General features: G+C 66.0%; 19 protein-coding genes and 1 pseudogene. 15 read left to right on the top strand and 5 right to left on the bottom strand.

Annotated features, from left to right (window positions below; genetic code table 11):
• The first annotated feature begins 4 nt into the window (after positions 1–4).
• From AC1DYD_RS36670 to AC1DYD_RS36605, 14 genes are all read left to right on the top strand, one after another.
• The gene (locus tag AC1DYD_RS36670) at positions 5–265 is read left to right on the top strand and encodes an acyl carrier protein (RefSeq protein ID WP_478177651.1); all 261 of its coding nucleotides are present in this window, start codon (positions 5–7) and stop codon (positions 263–265) included.
• Positions 262–1,122 (top strand): class I SAM-dependent methyltransferase, encoded by an 861-nt coding sequence (locus AC1DYD_RS36665; RefSeq protein WP_478177650.1) that lies wholly within the window; start codon positions 262–264, stop codon positions 1,120–1,122. Before AC1DYD_RS36670 ends, AC1DYD_RS36665 begins: the two co-directional genes overlap by 4 nt.
• Positions 1,119–2,345, top strand: coding sequence for a cytochrome P450 (locus tag AC1DYD_RS36660; protein ID WP_478177649.1), 1,227 nt, complete (start codon positions 1,119–1,121; stop codon positions 2,343–2,345). The genes AC1DYD_RS36665 and AC1DYD_RS36660 overlap by 4 nt, the downstream gene beginning before the upstream one ends.
• The gene (locus AC1DYD_RS36655; protein ID WP_478177648.1) at positions 2,329–3,966 is read left to right on the top strand and encodes a fatty acyl-AMP ligase; all 1,638 of its coding nucleotides are present in this window, start codon (positions 2,329–2,331) and stop codon (positions 3,964–3,966) included. The genes AC1DYD_RS36660 and AC1DYD_RS36655 overlap by 17 nt, the downstream gene beginning before the upstream one ends.
• An 11-nt stretch (positions 3,967–3,977) precedes the next feature.
• Positions 3,978–4,397 (top strand): PaaI family thioesterase, encoded by a 420-nt coding sequence (locus tag AC1DYD_RS36650; protein WP_478177647.1) that lies wholly within the window; start codon positions 3,978–3,980, stop codon positions 4,395–4,397.
• Positions 4,394–4,831: a PaaI family thioesterase gene (locus AC1DYD_RS36645; protein ID WP_478177646.1), complete on the top strand. Its 438-nt coding sequence runs from the start codon at positions 4,394–4,396 to the stop codon at positions 4,829–4,831. The genes AC1DYD_RS36650 and AC1DYD_RS36645 overlap by 4 nt, the downstream gene beginning before the upstream one ends.
• 558 nt (positions 4,832–5,389) lie before the next feature.
• Complete coding sequence (locus tag AC1DYD_RS36640; RefSeq protein WP_478177645.1) at positions 5,390–6,925, top strand: sigma-54 interaction domain-containing protein; 1,536 nt, start codon at positions 5,390–5,392, stop codon at positions 6,923–6,925.
• A gap of 150 nt (positions 6,926–7,075) precedes the next feature.
• Positions 7,076–8,266 carry a substrate-binding domain-containing protein gene (locus tag AC1DYD_RS36635; RefSeq protein WP_478177644.1) on the top strand — a complete coding sequence of 397 codons (1,191 nt, stop codon included), beginning with the start codon at positions 7,076–7,078 and terminating at the stop codon, positions 8,264–8,266.
• A gap of 128 nt (positions 8,267–8,394) precedes the next feature.
• A complete protein-coding gene (locus tag AC1DYD_RS36630; protein WP_478177643.1) occupies positions 8,395–9,159 on the top strand; it encodes an ABC transporter ATP-binding protein in 765 nt (254 codons plus the stop codon).
• Positions 9,156–9,881 carry an ABC transporter ATP-binding protein gene (locus AC1DYD_RS36625; RefSeq protein ID WP_478177642.1) on the top strand — a complete coding sequence of 242 codons (726 nt, stop codon included), beginning with the start codon at positions 9,156–9,158 and terminating at the stop codon, positions 9,879–9,881. Before AC1DYD_RS36630 ends, AC1DYD_RS36625 begins: the two co-directional genes overlap by 4 nt.
• The gene (locus AC1DYD_RS36620) at positions 9,878–10,861 is read left to right on the top strand and encodes a branched-chain amino acid ABC transporter permease (RefSeq protein WP_478177641.1); all 984 of its coding nucleotides are present in this window, start codon (positions 9,878–9,880) and stop codon (positions 10,859–10,861) included. Before AC1DYD_RS36625 ends, AC1DYD_RS36620 begins: the two co-directional genes overlap by 4 nt.
• 10 nt (positions 10,862–10,871) lie before the next feature.
• Positions 10,872–11,936 (top strand): branched-chain amino acid ABC transporter permease, encoded by a 1,065-nt coding sequence (locus tag AC1DYD_RS36615; protein ID WP_478177640.1) that lies wholly within the window; start codon positions 10,872–10,874, stop codon positions 11,934–11,936.
• A complete protein-coding gene (locus AC1DYD_RS36610; RefSeq protein ID WP_478177639.1) occupies positions 11,933–12,808 on the top strand; it encodes an alpha/beta fold hydrolase in 876 nt (291 codons plus the stop codon). The genes AC1DYD_RS36615 and AC1DYD_RS36610 overlap by 4 nt, the downstream gene beginning before the upstream one ends.
• Before the next feature lie 51 nt (positions 12,809–12,859).
• Entirely contained in the window at positions 12,860–13,366 is a 507-nt protein-coding gene (locus AC1DYD_RS36605; protein ID WP_478177638.1) for a DUF1993 domain-containing protein, read from the top strand.
• Here AC1DYD_RS36605 and hemH read toward each other — a convergent pair.
• Positions 13,363–14,394 carry a ferrochelatase gene (gene hemH / locus AC1DYD_RS36600; protein ID WP_478177637.1) on the bottom strand — a complete coding sequence of 344 codons (1,032 nt, stop codon included), beginning with the start codon at positions 14,392–14,394 and terminating at the stop codon, positions 13,363–13,365. The genes AC1DYD_RS36605 and hemH overlap by 4 nt on opposite strands.
• A 15-nt stretch (positions 14,395–14,409) precedes the next feature.
• Between hemH and AC1DYD_RS36595 the strand changes: the two genes are divergently transcribed.
• Entirely contained in the window at positions 14,410–15,144 is a 735-nt protein-coding gene (locus tag AC1DYD_RS36595) for an HAD family hydrolase (RefSeq protein WP_478177636.1), read from the top strand.
• A 5-nt stretch (positions 15,145–15,149) separates the two neighbouring features.
• Here AC1DYD_RS36595 and AC1DYD_RS36590 read toward each other — a convergent pair whose 3' ends face one another.
• From AC1DYD_RS36590 to AC1DYD_RS36575, 4 genes and pseudogenes are all read right to left on the bottom strand, one after another.
• On the bottom strand, positions 15,150–15,680 hold the full coding sequence (locus AC1DYD_RS36590) for a hypothetical protein (RefSeq protein WP_478177635.1): 531 nt from the start codon (positions 15,678–15,680) through the stop codon (positions 15,150–15,152).
• Positions 15,680–16,360, bottom strand: coding sequence for a C39 family peptidase (locus AC1DYD_RS36585; RefSeq protein ID WP_478177634.1), 681 nt, complete (start codon positions 16,358–16,360; stop codon positions 15,680–15,682). The genes AC1DYD_RS36590 and AC1DYD_RS36585 overlap by 1 nt, the downstream gene beginning before the upstream one ends.
• Before the next feature lie 12 nt (positions 16,361–16,372).
• Positions 16,373–16,744, bottom strand: a complete 372-nt coding sequence (locus AC1DYD_RS36580; protein ID WP_478177633.1) for a hypothetical protein — start codon at positions 16,742–16,744, stop codon at positions 16,373–16,375.
• A 97-nt stretch (positions 16,745–16,841) separates the two neighbouring features.
• Positions 16,842–17,322: pseudogene (locus tag AC1DYD_RS36575) on the bottom strand (hypothetical protein); the annotation flags it as partial.

Genomic DNA, 17,322 nt, shown 5'->3' with positions numbered 1-17,322 from the left:
ACCCATGTCAGTGAAGACCACTAGCCGCACCAAGGACGAGATCGCACGCTGGTGCATCGCGTTCGTCACGAACAACCTCGACATTCCCGCCTCGAAGATCGACCTGTCCAGCGAATTCGAATCCTTCGGCTTGGATTCCGCGGCGACCGTCGGCCTCGTAGTCGAATTGGAGGAATGGCTGGGCCGGCCGGTCGACCCCACCGTCGTGTTCGAGCATCCGACGATCGCCGCGCTTGCTGGCCACCTCGCTGGAGAACCGGCTTGAGCGATCGGCAGCGTTCTCTAGAGGCAATCCAGTTCCACTACGACGTGGGCAACGAGTTCTACGAGTTGTGGCTTGATCGCAGGATGGTGTATTCGTGCGCGATGTGGCCGCCGGGCATTCCCGCTGCCGACTTGGAAGCGGCCCAGATCGCAAAACTGGACCATCATTTGGACCAAGTGGACATTGGCACCGCCAGTTCAATTCTGGACGTAGGCTGCGGCTGGGGCGCTCTGCTGGTGCGCGCCCTAGAACGCAACGAGCGACTTACGAGTCTCGTGGGCCTGACCTTGAGCGAAGAGCAGCGCGACCACGTCAATCGCGTGGCCACCACCAAGCCGCGGATCGCCTGTCGGCTGGAGAACTGGCTCGATCACCGGGCTGCTTCGCCCTATGACGGAATCGTCTCCATCGGCGCGTTCGAGCACTTCGCCACACCCGAAGACGACGACCTGCAGCGACTGGAGAAGTACCGCGCGTTCTTTCGCTTCTGCAAGCAGAACTTGGCGCCACGCGGGTGGCTGTCACTGCAGACCATTGCGTACCTAGACATGGATCGCAAAGATGCGAGCAAGTTCATGGAAGCCGAGATATTCCCCAACTCCGACCTACCCTACCTGGCCGAGGTCGTGAAGGCCTGCGAGGGCATCCTCGAGATCACCATTGTGCGCAACGACCGCTTCGACTATGCGCGCACTTGCAGCTTGTGGCTCAAGCGCCTCAAGGAACGCCGCGCCGAGGCCACACGGCTGGCCGGTGAAGACGTGGTCCGCAAGTTCGAAAAGTACCTCGCGCTCAGCTCGGTCGGCTTCCTTCAGGGAAAGATCTGCCTGCTGCGCCTCAYCGCCCGCAAAACATGACACGCCTCGTCTTCAACCCGTTCTCGGAAAGTTTTCGCAGGAGCCCCTACGAAACCTACAGCGCGCTGCGCGCCGCCGGCCTGTTCCGATCACTCGGCATGTGGATCGTCACGCGACATGCTGATGTCAAGGATGTCCTGCGGGATCGCCGCTTCAGCTCGGCATTGATTCCGAGCCTCGTGCACCGGCGCCTCGACGAATTCAGCATGACTTGCCCTGAGATCACCATGCTAGGTCAGAAGGCGATCGTCTTCACTGACAACCCGGACCATGCTCGTCTTAGGCGGCTGGCCAGCGTGGTTTTCCACCCGAGCCAACTTGAGTCGTTGCGGCCGCTCGCGGTAGCGCTGGTGCAACAGCACCTGAAAGGTTTCACCGATCTGGAGCGGGCCGACTTTGTCGAGAAGGTGGCCCGGCCAATCCCGCTGAAGCTGCTACTGTCGTGGCTCGCGATCGACCACAAGCACATGGAAGCCGTGGCGACTTGGAATCATGACATCCGATACTTCCTAGAGCCCGGCGTCGTCAACCGCAGCCAGTTTGCCCACATCTACCAGTCGCTGACCGAGTTCCTCGCGTTCTTCGCATCGTACATCGCGGACCGGCAAGACGGCGCCGGGTCCGATCTCATCAGTCAGTTGCTCCTGGCCACCGCGAAGAACGACGGCTTTACCGCCGAAGAGGCGGCCTACATGTGCGTTATGGCGTTCGTCGCCGGCGCGGAGACGACGCAGGCGCTGCTCGGGAATGCCATGTTCTTGCTGGCCTCTCATCCTGCGCAATTGGACAAACTGCTGAGCGGCGAGGTACTGGTCGCCCGGGCCGCGAACGAGATCCTCCGCTTCGAGGCGCCGCTGCAAATGACCAAGCGTGTAGCGACCGAAGACGCCACGGTGGCGGGGGTCGACATCAAGGCGAACGAGCAGATCTTGCTATGCCTGGGTGCCGCCAACCACGACGGCGACGTCTTCGTCGATGCGGACAACTTCGACATCGCTCGCTCGAACAGCGAATTGCACCTCGGCTTCGGATACGGCGCCCATGTGTGCCTGGGGGCACGCTTGGCACAGATCCAGTTGGAGTCATTGCTCGAAGAACTCATCCATCACCGTTGGCGGCCGGTCGTGCATGATGCGCCGCGCTGGCAGCGCCACTCACAGATCATGCGGGGCTTCGACGAGTTGCTACTCGATCTGCTGACGCAAGGTGAAGCCGTTGCTTAGCGTTGCTGATATCGTTGTCCATCGCGCAGAAGCCAGCCCAGATCGCCGCGCGTACCTCTTTCTCGACGTCAACGCAGAAGAAGAGCACGAGGTGTCTTGCCAGCAGCTGCTGGCCAGCGCCAGCAGCGTGGCCGGGACGCTAGGGCGCTATCCCAAGCAGGCCCGGATCCTGATCGCTCTGCCGACCTCGCCTGAGTTCTGCCACGTCTTCTACGGCTGCATGCTGGCCAACAAAGTGGCGGTGCCGATTCCAATCCCGAACGCCCACCGGCTCGAAGCGGTGCTCAAGATCGTCGCTGAGTGCGAGACCTCGTGCATCGTCGTCGTACCTTCGCAGCGGCGCGGTCTCCGAGCGGCCCTGGACCGCGCCGGCATCGGAAGCGTCGACGTCTTGTGCCACGATGACCTACTCGGCGGCGCGCCGGCTCGTCTCGTGTTGCCCGCGCCCGCAGACATCGCCCTGCTGCAGTTCACCTCCGGTTCGACCGCGTCGCCGAAAGGCGTGAAGATTACTCACGCCAACATTCTCGCCAACGAACGCATGATCTGCGAGTCGTTCCGACACACGGAATCAAGCACCGTGGTGGGGTGGGCGCCCTTGCATCATGACCAAGGTTTGATCGGTAACCTCATCCAGCCCCTGTACATCGGCGCCCCCTGCGTGCTGATGGCACCGACGACGTTCCTGAGAAAACCTCATCTTTGGCTGCAAGCAATCTCGACCTACTCCGCCCACACCAGCGGCGGCCCAAACTTCTGCTATGACCTCTGCGTCGCGCGAGTCTCCGATGCCGACTGCCAAGGCCTAAACCTTTCGAGCTGGCAGGTGGCATTCAACGGCGCCGAGCCAATCAGTACGGCCACTTTGCGGCGATTTGCGGCTCGGTTCTCGCCGCACGGCTTTCATGCCGACGCTTTCTTCCTCTGCTACGGAATGGCCGAGGCTTCGCTATATGTGTCAGGGGGGCACGCCGAAGCGTCGTGGTTCGAGGAGTCCCGAGGCGAGCACGAGTTGCCGCCCATCCATTCTGGGCGCGCCCACGCCGACATGTCGATCGTTTTGCGCCGGAGAGAGGAAGCGCCGAGCGCCGACGACGCAGATGAAATTTGCATCGCTGGGCCGAACGTCACGTCGGGCTACTGGGGTGGCCATGCGGCCGACTCCTTCTTCGAGAACGAAGGCAGGCGCTATTTTCGCACTGGGGATCTCGGTCGCTTCGACGAGGGGAGAGTGGTCGTGACCGGACGGGCCAAGGAAGTCATGATCGTCCGGGGGCGAAACATCTATCCCTACGACATCGAGCGAACCATTGCCGGGACCCACGAGGATTTCCTGCCGAGCGCGTGTGCCGTCATCGCGGTCGGCCCCCTCGATTCGCAATACGTGGTTGCCGTTCAGGAGATAGACCGTACCGCGCGACACGCGCTCGACTATGAGCTGATCGCCGGCGACGTAAGGAAGAACGTGGTCCGGCAGCACGATGTCCAGCTCAAGCGCGTGCTCTTCGCGGCGCCAGGCTTCATTCCGAAAACTTCGAGCGGCAAGATCAGGCGCGCCCTGCTGGCGCAACACCTTCAAGATGCTGATCTCGCGCACAACAAAATCATCGCAACTACTTGACGAGGCAGGAAATGACCAACGACGAAATGAAAACGTATCTGCAATCCATCGTAGCCAAGACGCCATTTGCGGTTTGTTTGGGTGCCGAGGTCATCTCGATATCGCCCGGCCATGTGGAACTGGCAATTCCGGTCATCCCTGAGAAGATGAACCAGCACCATGGCTTTGTACACGGCGCAGTGATCGGCTTCGTCGCCGACAGCGCCTGCGCCTGGGCTGCGGGGTCGGTGGCCGGCGACGTGGTGACCTCGGAGTACAAGATTAACCTGCTCGCACCCGCCATCGGCGATCGGATCATCGGCATCGGCAGCGTCATCAAGGCGTCATCGCGAACCGTGGTCACGAAGGCAGAGATCTATTCTGAGCGGGCCGGCGAGCGCAAGCTCGTGGCCTTCGCCGTCGCTACTGTCGCCAAGATCGAAGCCAAATGAGCCGACTAGCCGACACCGACGCAGATGGCCCTCCGCCAGGATTCGAGCCAATCTTCCGGACCAGCCCCTTCCTCGATGCAACCGGGCCCTTTTTCTACAAGGTGATCCAGCGGGGATTCACGGTTGGGCTGAGGGCGCTTGAGAAGCACACCAACGCGTCGGGGTTCCTCCACGGCGGCCTGGTCGCCACGCTGGCCGACGTGTCGCTCGGCTATGTGACCTCCACCTCCAAGACGCCCGCGCTGCGAATGGTGACGACGAGCCTCGGCATCGACTTCGTCGGCATGGCCAAGGTCGGCGACTGGATCGAGTCGCGCGTCAGCATCGTGAAGGTCGGCAGCCGCTTGGCCTTCGCCAATGCTGAAATCACGTCGAACGACGCCCCGATCGCGAGTGCCAGGGCGGTCTTCATGGTTGTCGGCGCCGTTGCCTGAGCGGGCCTGCTGTCGAATACTCTCAGCGGAAGCGCTCCCATGTTTGGACCCGACTTCTCCAGTGACCCTTACACGACCTACCGGGAGCGCGCGCCGCCCGCCCCCTGCATTTCAGCAATGCCGTCGGCGGCGCTGGCACTTGGCTGGCGACTCGCTACGAAGGCGTCGCTAGAGTCTTCAACGAGGCCGGACTGACCGCCATTCGTTCGCATCGATTTCTTCGACCAGTACAGCAACGACGTGAAGGTCGAACTGAAGCAATTCGACCAGGTCTTCAAGCAATGGGGTGGTATTTCTAGAGGCTTCATGCGGCGCCGTCGCTTGATGTCGCTTGAAGATTGCTCCAGAGAACGGAGCGTAGATTTGCTCGGCCGTGAAGTCTGCGAGATTGATCCGATATTTGTTCCTGATACGTCATATCGGACAGCGAGATAAATCTGATTCTTGTCGTTGAAGATTCATGTTGTTCTTGGCTCAGTCGTCTGCGTTCGTTCATGAGGGTATGCCCGTTGCACCCTCATTCGGGGGCCTGTCGCCCGTGCGCGCTACGATCCCGCCATGTCATCCGCTTCCGCCGCACCCCCCGCCTTGCCGCTCGACGCCGAAGGCATCCTCGCGCTCGCCGCGCGCTCGATGTTCCATCTGTTCTCCAGCATCAGCCAGGGCATGTTCCTGGTCGACCGCAGCGGCCGCATCGTCTGGGTCAACGAGGGCTATCGACGCTTCCTGCCGGCGCTGGGCTTCTCGTCGATCGATCAGTTCCTCGGCCATCTGGTCGAGGACGTCATCCCCAACACCCAGATGCGCCGCGTGCTCGACACCGGCGAGCCGATCCTGATCGACCTGCTGACCAACAAGGCCGGCACCTTCGTGGTCAGCCGCATCCCGCTGCGGGAGGAGCGCGAGGGCGACGGCGGCGCCACGCCCGGCGAGGTGATCGGTGCCATCGGCATCGTGCTGTTCGACCATCCCGAGACCACGCTGCAGCCCCTGATCAGCAAGTTCGCGCTGTTGCAGCGCGATCTCGACGACGCCCGCCGCGAACTCGCGAGCCAGCGCGCCAACCCGCTCTACCAGCAGTCGGCCGACGGGCAGCGGCGCTCCAAGTACACCTTCGCGAGCTTCATCGGCAGCAGCCCGGCGGCGGTCGAGGTCAAGCGCCACGCTCGGCGCGCGGCGCAGTCCTCGAGCCCGGTGCTGCTGCTCGGCGAGACCGGTACCGGCAAGGAACTGCTGGCCCATGCGATCCATGCCGCTTCGGCGCGCGCCGGCGGCATGTTCGTCAGCGTCAACATCGCGGCCGTGCCCGACACCCTGCTCGAGGCCGAGTTCTTCGGCGTCGCGCCGGGCGCCTTCACCGGCGCCGACCGCAAGGCGCGCGAGGGCAAGTTCAAGCTGGCCGACGGCGGCACCCTGTTCCTCGACGAGATCGGCGACATGCCGCTGGGCCTGCAGGCCAAGCTGCTGCGCGCGCTGCAGGAGGGCGAGATCGAGCCGCTGGGCTCCAACAAGCTGGTGCCCTTCGACGCCCGCGTGATCGCCGCCACCTCGCGCGACCTCGCGTCGCTGGTCAGGGAAGGGCGCTTTCGCGAAGACCTCTACTACCGGCTCAACGTGCTGCCGGTGCGGGTGCCGCCGCTGCGCGAGCGGCGCGCCGACATCCCGGCGCTGGTCGAGGCGCTCGGCGAGGACATGGCGCTGCGCAGCGGCGAGGCGCCGCCCGAACTCACGCCCGACGCGCTGGCCTTGCTGGCCGCGCAGCACTGGCGCGGCAACATCCGCGAGCTGCGCAACGTGCTCGAGCAGGTGACGATGCGCAGCGATTCGCAGCGCATCGACGCTGCGCAGCTCGAGCGCATCCTGCGCGAGGCCGGGCAGGAGAAGATCGCGGCGCCTGAGCCGCTGCCGAGCGCGGCCGCCGATTCGGACGAAGGCGCGGCCTTGCTGCGGCCGCTGGCCCAGCAGGTGGCCGAGCTCGAACGCCGTGCGATCGCCGCCGCGATGGCCGCGACCGGCGGCAACAAGCTGGCGACTTCGCGACTGCTGGGCATCTCGCGCGCGACGCTCTACGAACGTCTGGAAAACCCTGAATAGAAAACATGCAATTGCCTGAAAGTCGAACAGTCGATCTGTCCTGATTCCAGGCTTTTCAAGGGGAAACCAAGGGAAAGTCCTTTGTTTTCAAGAGGGTGGCGGCTGGCACGAACTGTGCAATATTCAGCCATCACCTTCAGGAGACAAAGAATGCAACGTCGCTACCTCGTCGCGCTGGCCACCCTGGCTGCCGCTGGCGCCTTGACCGTCCCGGCCTGGGCCCAGTCCAACGAGATCAAGATCGCTCACGTCTACAGCAAGACCGGCCCGCTCGAGGCCTACGGCAAGCAGACCCAGACCGGCTTCATGATGGGCCTGGACTACGCGACCGGCGGCACCATGACCGTCAACGGCAAGAAGATCGTCGTGATCGAGAAGGACGACCAGGGCAAGCCCGACCTTGGCAAGTCGCTGCTGGCCGCGGCCTACGCCGACGACAAGGCCGCGCTCGCGGTCGGCCCGACCTCCTCGGGCGTGGCGCTGGCGATGCTGCCGGTGGCCGAGGAATACAAGAAGATCCTGCTGGTCGAGCCCGCGGTGGCCGATTCGATCACCGGCGACAAGTGGAACAAGTACATCTTCCGCACTGGCCGCAACAGCTCGCAGGACGCGATCTCGAACGCGGTGGCGATCGACAAGCCCGGTGTCACGGTCGCCACGCTGGCCCAGGACAACGCCTTCGGCCGCGACGGCGTGAAGGCTTTCGGCACCGCGCTGAAGAAGGCCAAGCTGGTCCATGAGGAATACCTGCCGCCGGCGACCACCGACTTCACGGCCGGCGCGCAGCGGCTGATCGACAAGCTCAAGGACCAGCCGGGCCGCAAGATCATCTGGATCGTCTGGGCCGGTGCCGGCAACCCGTTCAAGATCGTCGACCTCGACTTGAAGCGCTATGGCATCGAGATCGCCACCGGCGGCAACATCCTGCCGGCCATGGCGGCCTACAAGTCGCTGCCGGGCATGGAAGGCGCGGCCTACTACTACTTCGGCATCCCGAAGAACCCGGTCAACGAGGCCATGGTCGCGATGCACTACAAGGAATTCAAGACGCCGCCGGACTTCTTCACGGCCGGCGGCTTCTCGGCTGCGATGGCGGTGGTGACGGCGCTCAAGAAGACCGGCGGCGACACCAGCACCAACAAGCTGATCACGGCCATGGAAGGCATGAGCTTCGACACGCCCAAGGGCAAGATGACCTTCCGCAAGGAAGACCACCAGGCGATGCAGTCGATGTATCACTTCAAGATCAAGGTCGACCCTGCGTTCGCCTGGGGCGTGCCGGAGCTGGTGCATGAGATCAAGCCCGAAGAGATGGACATCCCCATAAAGAATAAACGCTAACCCCCAGGTTGCCCGGCACTTCGTGTCCGGGCGCCCACCCCCTTTCAGGGGGCAACACCAGAGGCCCGGCAGAGCCGGTTCCTCGGTGTTTCACCAACGGGCCTGGCTGCGCCGGCCGAGTTCAATTCATGCTCGAAACCAAAGATCTCACCATTCGCTTCGGCGGACACGTGGCGGTGAATGCTGTCTCCTGCGCGTTCGCGCCGGGCACGCTCACGGCGATCGTCGGTCCCAACGGGGCCGGCAAGACGACGTACTTCAACCTGATCTCGGGGCAGCTCAAGGCGTCCGCGGGCACGGTGTCGCTCGATGGGCAGTTACTGTCGGGGCTGCCGGCCTCGGCGCGCACGCATGCGGGGCTCGGGCGCGCTTTCCAGTTGACGAACCTGTTCCCGAACCTGACGGTGCTCGAGAACGTGCGGCTCGCGGTGCAGGCCACGCGCGAGGGCGCGCACCGGCGCGGCCTCAACCTCTGGAGCATCTGGAGCGACCATCGCGCGCTGATCGAGCGCGCCGACCGGATCCTGGCCGACGTGGCGCTCAAGACCAAGGAACACGCGACCGTCGCCAGCCTGCCGCACGGCGACCAGCGCAAGCTCGAAGTGGCGCTGCTGATGGCGCTCGAGCCCAAGGTCTTCATGTTCGACGAACCGACCGCCGGCATGAACGCCGCCGAGGCGCCGGTGATCCTCGACCTGATCCGCAAGCTCAAGCAGGACAAGAGCAAGACCATCCTGCTGGTCGAGCACAAGATGGACGTCGTGCGCGAACTCGCCGACCGCATCATCGTGCTGCACAACGGGCAACTGGTGGCCGATGGCGAACCGGCCGAGGTGATCGCCTCGCCGATCGTTCAAGAGGCCTACCTGGGCGTCGCGAAGGAGGCGGCATGAACACGAATCTGCTCGAGATGAAGGGCGTGCACACGCACATCGGCGCCTACCACATCCTGCACGGCGTCGACCTGGCCGTGCCGCGCGGCCAGCTCACGATGCTGCTGGGCCGAAACGGCGCCGGCAAGACGACCACGCTGCGCACGCTGATGGGCCTGTGGCATGCCTCGCAGGGCAGCGTGCGCTTCGGCGACACCGACATCACGGCGCTGCACACGCCGCAGATCGCCGAGCTCGGCATCGCCTACGTGCCCGAGAACATGGGCATCTTCTCGGACCTCACGGTCAAGGAGAACATGCTGCTGGCCGCGCGCCGCGCCAAGAACGCCGAGCAGATGGACGACGCGCGCCTGAAGTGGATCTTCAAGCTGTTCCCGGCGGTCGAGAAGTTCTGGAACCATCCGGCGGGCAAGCTCTCGGGCGGGCAGAAGCAGATGCTGGCCGTGTCGCGCGCGATCGTCGAGCCGCGCGAGCTGCTGGTCATCGACGAGCCCAGCAAGGGCCTGGCACCGGCCATCATCAACAACATGATCGACGCCTTCGGCGAGCTCAAGCGCAGCGGCGTCACGATCCTGCTGGTCGAGCAGAACATCAGCTTCGCGCAGCGACTGGGCGACACGGTGGCCGTGATGGACAACGGCGTCGTGGTGCACAGCGGCCCCATGGCCGCGTTCTCGGCCGACGAACGACTGCAGCAATCGCTGCTGGGACTGGCGCTATGAAAAACCTGGACTTCGACTGGAAGCCGTTGCTGTTGGTGCCCGTGCTGGCGCTTGTTGCATTGCCGCTCACGGGCTCGGTCTCGACCTGGCTCACGCTCACGGTCGCCGGCCTTGCGATGGGCATGATCATCTTCATCATCGCCTCGGGCCTGACGCTGATCTTCGGCCTGATGGACGTGCTCAACTTCGGCCACGGCGTGTTCATCGCGCTCGGCGCCTTCGTGGCCAGCAGCGTGCTCGGCCTGATGGGCGACTGGACCGGCTCGGGCGCGCTGTGGCGCAATCTCGTGGCCGTGTTCCCGGCGATGCTGGTCGCGATGGCCGTGGCCGGCGCGGTCGGCCTGGCCTTCGAGCGCTTCATCGTGCGGCCCGTGTACGGCCAGCACCTGAAGCAGATCCTGATCACGATGGGCGGCATGATCATCGGCGAGGAGCTGATCAAGGTGATCTGGGGCCCGGCGCAGATCCCGCTGCCGCTGCCGGAGGCCTTGCGCGGCTCGCTGCTCGTCGGCGACGCGGCGATCAGCAAATACCGCATCCTCGCGGTCGTGATCGGCGTCTTCGTCTTCGGCCTGCTGGCGTGGACGCTGGGCCGGACCAAGATCGGCCTCTTGATCCGCGCCGGCGTGCAGGACCGCGAGATGGTCGAGTCGCTCGGCTACCGCATCGGCCGGCTGTTCGTCGGCGTCTTCGTGGTCGGCAGCGCGCTGGCGGGCCTGGGCGGCGTGATGTGGGGCCTGTTCCAGCAGAACCTGATTCCGCAGATGGGCGCCCAGGTCAACGTGCTGATCTTCATCGTGATCATCATCGGCGGCCTGGGCTCGACCGCCGGCGCACTGATCGGCGCCTTGCTGGTCGGCCTGATGACCAACTACATCGGTTTCATCGTCCCGACGCTGACGCAGTTCGCGAGCATCTTCCTGATGGTGGCGGTGCTGCTGTGGCGTCCGCAGGGCGTGTACCCCGTGGCCAACCGCTGAAGAGAAAGCCATGCTGTCCCGTCTACTTTCCAACGACCTCCCGCGCAGCCGCCTGCTGGCGCTGCTGCTCGCGGCCCTGGTGCTGGCGCTGGCCTTCGCACCCTTCCTGTTCCCGGGCGTCAAGGCGCTCAGCGTCGCGGCCAAGATCCTGGTCTTCATCGTGCTGGTGGCGAGCTTCGACCTGCTGCTGGGCTACACCGGGATCGTGAGCTTCGCCCACACCATGTTCTTCGGCATCGGCGCGTACGGCATCGCGATCTCGGCCAGCCGGCTCGGCGCGAGCTGGGGCGCGGTGGCCGTCGGGCTCGGCGCTGCCTTGGCGATCTCGCTGGTGCTGTCGCTCGCGATCGGCCTGTTCTCGCTGCGGGTGCGGGCGATCTTCTTCGCCATGATCACGCTGGCGGTGGCCTCGGCCTTCCAGACCCTGGCCTCGCAGATGTCGGATTTCACGGGCGGCGAGGATGGCCTGACCTTCAAGCTGCCGGAGCTGATCTCGCCGAGCTTCGAGTTCGCTGAAGAACCGTTCCTCGGCGTCTCGCTCGACGGCCGGCTGCTGTGCTACTACCTGCTCTTCTTCGCCACGGTGCTGCTGGTGCTGGCGCTGCTGCGGATCGTGAATTCACCCTTCGGCCGCGTGCTGCAGGCGATCCGCGAGAACGAGTTCCGCGCCGAGGCGATCGGCTACCGCGTGGTGGTCTACCGCACCACGGCCTCGGTGCTGTCGGCACTGTTCGCGACACTGGCCGGCGCCATGCTCGCGATCTGGCTGCGCTACAACGGCCCCGACACCTCGCTGAGCTTCGAGATCATGGTCGACGTGTTGCTGATCGTGGTGATAGGCGGCATGGGGACGATCTATGGCGCGGTGGTCGGCGCGGTGCTGTTCGTGATCGCGCAGAGCTACCTGCAGGACCTGCTGCGCATTGCCAGCGAAGCGGCGAGCGGGCTCGGCTGGCTGTCGGCCCTGCTGTCGCCTGACCGCTGGCTGTTGTGGCTCGGGGTGCTGTTCGTGCTGTCCGTCTATTACTTCCCGACCGGCATCGTCGGCCGTCTGCGTGCGAGGGCCATGAAATGAACGCTCCGAGCTCGAACTACCTCCAACTTGCCGGCCGCGAGGTCCATTGGCTCGACTGGGGCCCGCGCGACGGCCCGGTGGTGGTGGCCTGGCACGGCCTGGCGCGCACCTGCCGCGACATGGACGAACTGGCCGTGCATTTCGCCGAGCGTGGCTTTCGCGTGATCTGCCCCGACACCATCGGCCGCGGGCTGAGCCAGTGGAGCCCGGCGCCGGACGACGAGTACCAGCTGTCCTTCTACGGCCGGCTCGCGCTCGGGCTGTTCGATGAACTGAAGCTCACGCGCGTGCACTGGGTCGGCACCTCGATGGGGGGCGCCATCGGCATGGTGTCGGCCTCGGGCCTGCTCGAGCCGACGATGAAGCCGCGCATCGCGAGCCTGGTGCTGAACGACAACGCGCCGCAGATCGCGGCGGCCGCGATCGCGCGCATCCGCTCGTATGCGGGCCAGCCGCCGGCTTTCGACACCGTGGTCGAACTCGAGCAGTTCTTCCGCACGGTCTACAAGCCCTATGGTTGGCTCAGCGATGCCCAATGGCGGCGGCTGACCGAGACCTCGACCCGCCGGCTGCCAGACGGCCGCGTGACGCCGCACTACGATCCGGCGATGGTGCGGCAGTTCGAGGTCCACCCGGATGACTACCTGCTGTGGGCGCACTACGACGCCATCGAGGCGCCGATGCTGTGCCTGCGCGGCGCCGAATCCGACCTGGTGCTGCCCGACACGCTGGACGAGATGCGCCGGCGCGGCCCCGGCGCGGCGGGCCGCCTGCAGGTGATCGAGGTTCCGGGCTGCGGCCATGCGCCGGCGCTCAACGTGCCTGCCCATCTGGACCCGATCGAGGCCTTTGTCCGAGCTGCCGGCACGTGATCGAAGGTGGTCCGACAATCGGGCCGCCCACTCAACACGGAGTCCTCCTTCATGGCGCTATCTCTCTACGACATTTCCGTCCCGGTGTTCAGCCGCGGACTCGGCCAGCTCTCGCATGTGCTGGACAAGGGCCTCGCGCATGCGCAGGCCTCGGGCATCGATCCGGTCGAACTCGTCAATGCGCGGCTGGCGCCGGACATGTTCACGCTGGCGGGGCAGGTGCAGAGCGCGAGCGACGCCTCCAAGCTCGGTACGGCGCGGCTGGCCGGCATCACGGCACCGAGCTTTCCCGATACCGAGACCACCTATGCCGAGCTGCAGGCGCGGGTCGCGAAGACCATCGAATTTCTCCAGGGCGTGGATCGCGCGCTGATCGACGGCGCCGAGGCGCGCGAGATCACGATGAAGGTGCGCGGCAACGAATTGAAGTTCACGGCCGAGCGCTACCTGCTGCAGTTTGCGCTGCCGAACTTCTTCTTCCATGTCACGACGGCCTACGGCGTGCTGCGGCACAGGGGCGTGGCGCTCAGCAAGCTCGACTACCTCGGGCGCTTCTAGGCCGACCGGGTCGGCCAGCCGCCGAGGTTCCGCTCGGCGATACCGCTGAGCGCAGTGATCCACGCCGGGCTGTCGTTGAGGCAGGGGATGTAGTGGAACGCCTTGCCGCCCGAGTGCAGGAAGGCTTCGCGGCCTTCCATCGCGATTTCTTCCAGGGTCTCGAGGCAGTCGGCCGGAAAGCCGGGGCACATGACGTCGACCCGGGCGACGCCGGCCTTGCCCAGCTCGCGCAGCGTGGGCTCGGTGTAGGGTGCGAGCCACTTCGCCCGGCCGAAGCGCGACTGGAAGGTCACTCGGTACTGCGTCGGCGCAAGCGCGAGCCGCTCGGCGAGCAAGCGTGCGGTGGCCACGCACTGCGCCTGGTAGGGATCGCCGAGCCGGATGTTGCGCTCGGGAATGCCGTGGAAGCTCATCACGAGTTGGTCGCCGCGGCCGTTGTGCTGCCAGTGGCGCTGCACGCTCTGCGCCAGTGCGTCGATGTAGAGCGGATCGTCGTGGTAGTCGTTGACGAAGCGGAATTCCGGCAGCCGCCGCATCCGTGCGCTCCAGGCATTGACCGCATCGATCACGCTGGCGGTGGTGGTGGCCGAGTACTGGGGGTAGGCCTGCAGCACCAGTACCCGGATCGCGCCCGAGGCAGTGAGCGCGTCCAGCCGCGCGGCGATCGAGGGATTTCCGTAGCGCATGGCGTCGACCACCTTCAGCCGATGGCCGCGCTCGCCGAGCCAGCCGGCCAGCAGCACGGCCTGCTTGCGGGTCCAGACCTTGAGCGGCGAGCCCTCGGGGGTCCAGATGCTGGCGTACTTGGCGGCCGACTTGGCGGGCCGGGTGCGCAGGATGATGCCGTGCAGGATCAGCGCCCACAACAGGCGCGGGATCTCGACCACGCGCGGGTCGCCGAGGAAGTCGGCGAGGTAGGGGCGCACCGCCTTGGCGGTGGGCTCGTCGGGGGAGCCGAGGTTGCACCAGAGCACCGCTGTGCGCTCCGTGGCGATGCTGGCAGCGGTCGGATCAGGGGAAAAGGGCATGCGATATTCTCGGGCATGGCCATTGCAACCCCCGATCCCCTCGCCCTCGACGTCAAGCGCATCGCCGCGGTTTCGCTCGACCTGGATGACACGCTGTGGCCGGTCTGGCCGACCATCGAGCGTGCCGAGCGCGTGCTGCACGACTGGCTGCTGCGCGAGGCGCCGAAGACCGCCGGCCTGCTGCTGACGCCCGGTGTGCTGCGCGAGCTGCGCGAGGCCGCGGCCAAGGAGCGCTCCGACCTCGCGCACGACCTGAGCGCGCTGCGCCGCGAGTCGATCCGCGGCGCACTGCTGCGCGCCGGCGAAGACCCGGCGCTGGCCGAGCCGGCCTTCGACGTCTTCTTCGAAGAGCGCCAGCGCGTCACGCTCTACGACGACGCGCTGCCGGCGCTCCGGTGGCTCAGCGAGCGCTATCCGCTGGTGGCGGTGTCCAACGGCAACGCCGACATCCATCGCACCGGCGTCGGACGCTGGTTCCGCACCGCCTTCAACGCGCGCGAATTCGGCAGCGGCAAGCCGCACGCGCCGATCTTTCATGCCGCCGCGGCCTCGGTCGGGCTGCTGCCCAAGGACATGCTGCATGTCGGCGACGACGCGGCGCTCGACGTGGTGGGCGCGCTCGATGCCGGCATGCAGGCCGCCTGGCTGGTGCGCGAGGAGCGCCCCTGGGAGCACGGCGCGCGGCCGCAGCTGATCGTGCCCAATCTGCACGCGCTGTGCGTGGCGCTGGACGGCACCACGCGACACTGATTTCTCTATCGGGGCCCGCCGATGGCGCGCGCCACGCCTTCGTTCACCGTGGACTGGAGGTTGAAGTTCTTGACCATCCCGAGCCCGTTGCTGCTGGCGTCGATCACGGTCTGGTTCACGATGTGCTGGTTGTCCAGGGTGTTCTGGATCACGGTGCCGGAGGTGCCGGCCTGCTGCGGTTCGAAGACGTTGCCGGGACCGTTCTGGACCAGGTGCAGGGCCGCCATCTGCTTGTTGAGCTGCGCGGCCTGCGCGGCGCTGAGGTTGTTCAACTGCCCGAAGTTCAGCGTGGTCTGCGTCACAAGGCTGCCATTGATGTAGACCGCGCGCGAGATGCCGAAGGTCACCATCAGGCCGTTGCCGGTATCGAAGCCGCCGCGCAGGTGGTCCAGCGTGGTGTCGCCGACGGCCATCCAGATCTCGTTGCGCCGCTCGACGGGATCGACCGGTCCGTCGGCCCATGCGCAGGCGCTGAAGACGCCCGCGAGCGACAGGAGCAGGGCCGACCGAAGCGCTGGGGCGCGGCGGGGGCCCATCAGAAATCTCCCGGCCCTAGCTTGGGCATCGTGATCTCGGTCATACCGTCGCGTGCGATGCCGGTGCCCACCGGCGCCCGCGGCGCCGCGCGCCAGTCGGCCGCCAGGTTGAAGCGGGCCGATTCCATGCGGTTGTGGATCACGAACAGCAGGCCGTTCTGCCAGGCCTTCTCGAAGGTCTTGCGCGACATGGCGCGCGTCCCCAGCGCCGGGTCGCCCAGCAGCACCCGGTCTGCCTGCACGCCCTTGACGACGACGAAGTGGTGGTAGCCGTCGGAGTTGATCAGCACGATGGCCGGAACGCGGGCCTCGTTGAGCTTGTCCAGCGGTTGCTCGAAGCCATCGGCCTCGAAGCCCTGCGCCGCCAGGAAGCGTTTCATGTCGAGCAGCGAGAAGCCTTCGGTGTGGATCTTCTTCTGGTCGCCATGCTCGTACATCGCCTGGAAAACGGTTTCCTCGCTGACCGGATAACCGTAGTGGTGGGTGAGCAGCGTTGCCAGGGCCGCCGAGCCGCAGCTGAAGTCGTACTTCTGAATCAGCGTTCGCCCGGTGCGCGCCTGTTTCAGGCTGGTCAACGGAAGCACGACATCGCCCATGGCGATCGACGGCATGTAGGCGCCGTCGGCGGCGGCCAGCTCGGCCGTCGCCAACAACGCGATGCAGAGCAACAGGCGGCGCATGATGCCTGTCCCTCAGTTCATCTGCAGATTGAGGATCGTTGCGTTCTGTATCAGCACATTCGCGCCGGTGTTCTGGATCACGGTCGGCAGCCCGCTCATGTTGGAGAACGAACCGGCACTGATCGTGTTGTCGCCCGTCGTGACGTTGCGCGCCGAGTTGCCGGCGGTGACGCCGTGCAGGGCCATGTCGTTGTTCACGACTTCGGCGCCGCCGCGGGTCTTGGCCAGCGTGTCCGCATCGACCGGCTGGGCGACGAAGGCCACGCTACGACCCACGGAGCCGGGCACTTCGCGCGTCGGCTGCGAGGTCTGCGCCGCCACCGTCGCCGGCAGCAGGATCCCGAGGGCCATGCAAATGGGCCCCAAGCGGGTGATGGATGTCATGGCGTCTCCCTTCGGCCAGCGGTGAGAGCGAGCCGATCCTCGCCGTACGCCCGGCGATCCGGGCCGCACGGCGACGATCGGTCTCACGCTTCTTCGATCAGCGTCCCACGGACAGGTTGGCCTGCACGTTCACGCTTTGCTGAACCATCGAGGCGATGCCGCTGTTCTGGTTCGCGACCATGATGCCCGCCGCCGTCTGGCCGACGCTGGTCATGGTGTTGGACATGTTGAACGTGCCGGCGTTGACCGTTGCCGTGCCGCCTGCGCCGCCCGTGCCACCGTTGCCGGTGCCGCCGGTTCCGCCGTTGCCGGTATTGGTTCCGCCGTTGCCCGCACCGCCTGAGCCGCCGGTGCCGCTACCGCCCGCGCCGCCGGCGCCTGCGGAGTTGCTGCCGTTGCTGGCGCTGCCGTTGGTGGCGCTGCCGACCGTGCTCGAGCCGCCGGCGCCGCCCGTGCCCGCGCCGCCGATCTGGGTGCCGGTCGCGGTGCTGGTGGCCGCACCACCGCCGCCGCCCGCACCGCCCGCTCCACCGGCACCCGTGGCGCCGGTCGCGCCGCCTGCGCCTGCCGTGCTGCTC

Source organism: Variovorax sp. P4_B11 (assembly GCF_056402355.1).
The sequence above is the reverse complement of the archived record's forward strand: the minus strand, read 5'-3'. Positions and strand labels throughout refer to the sequence as shown.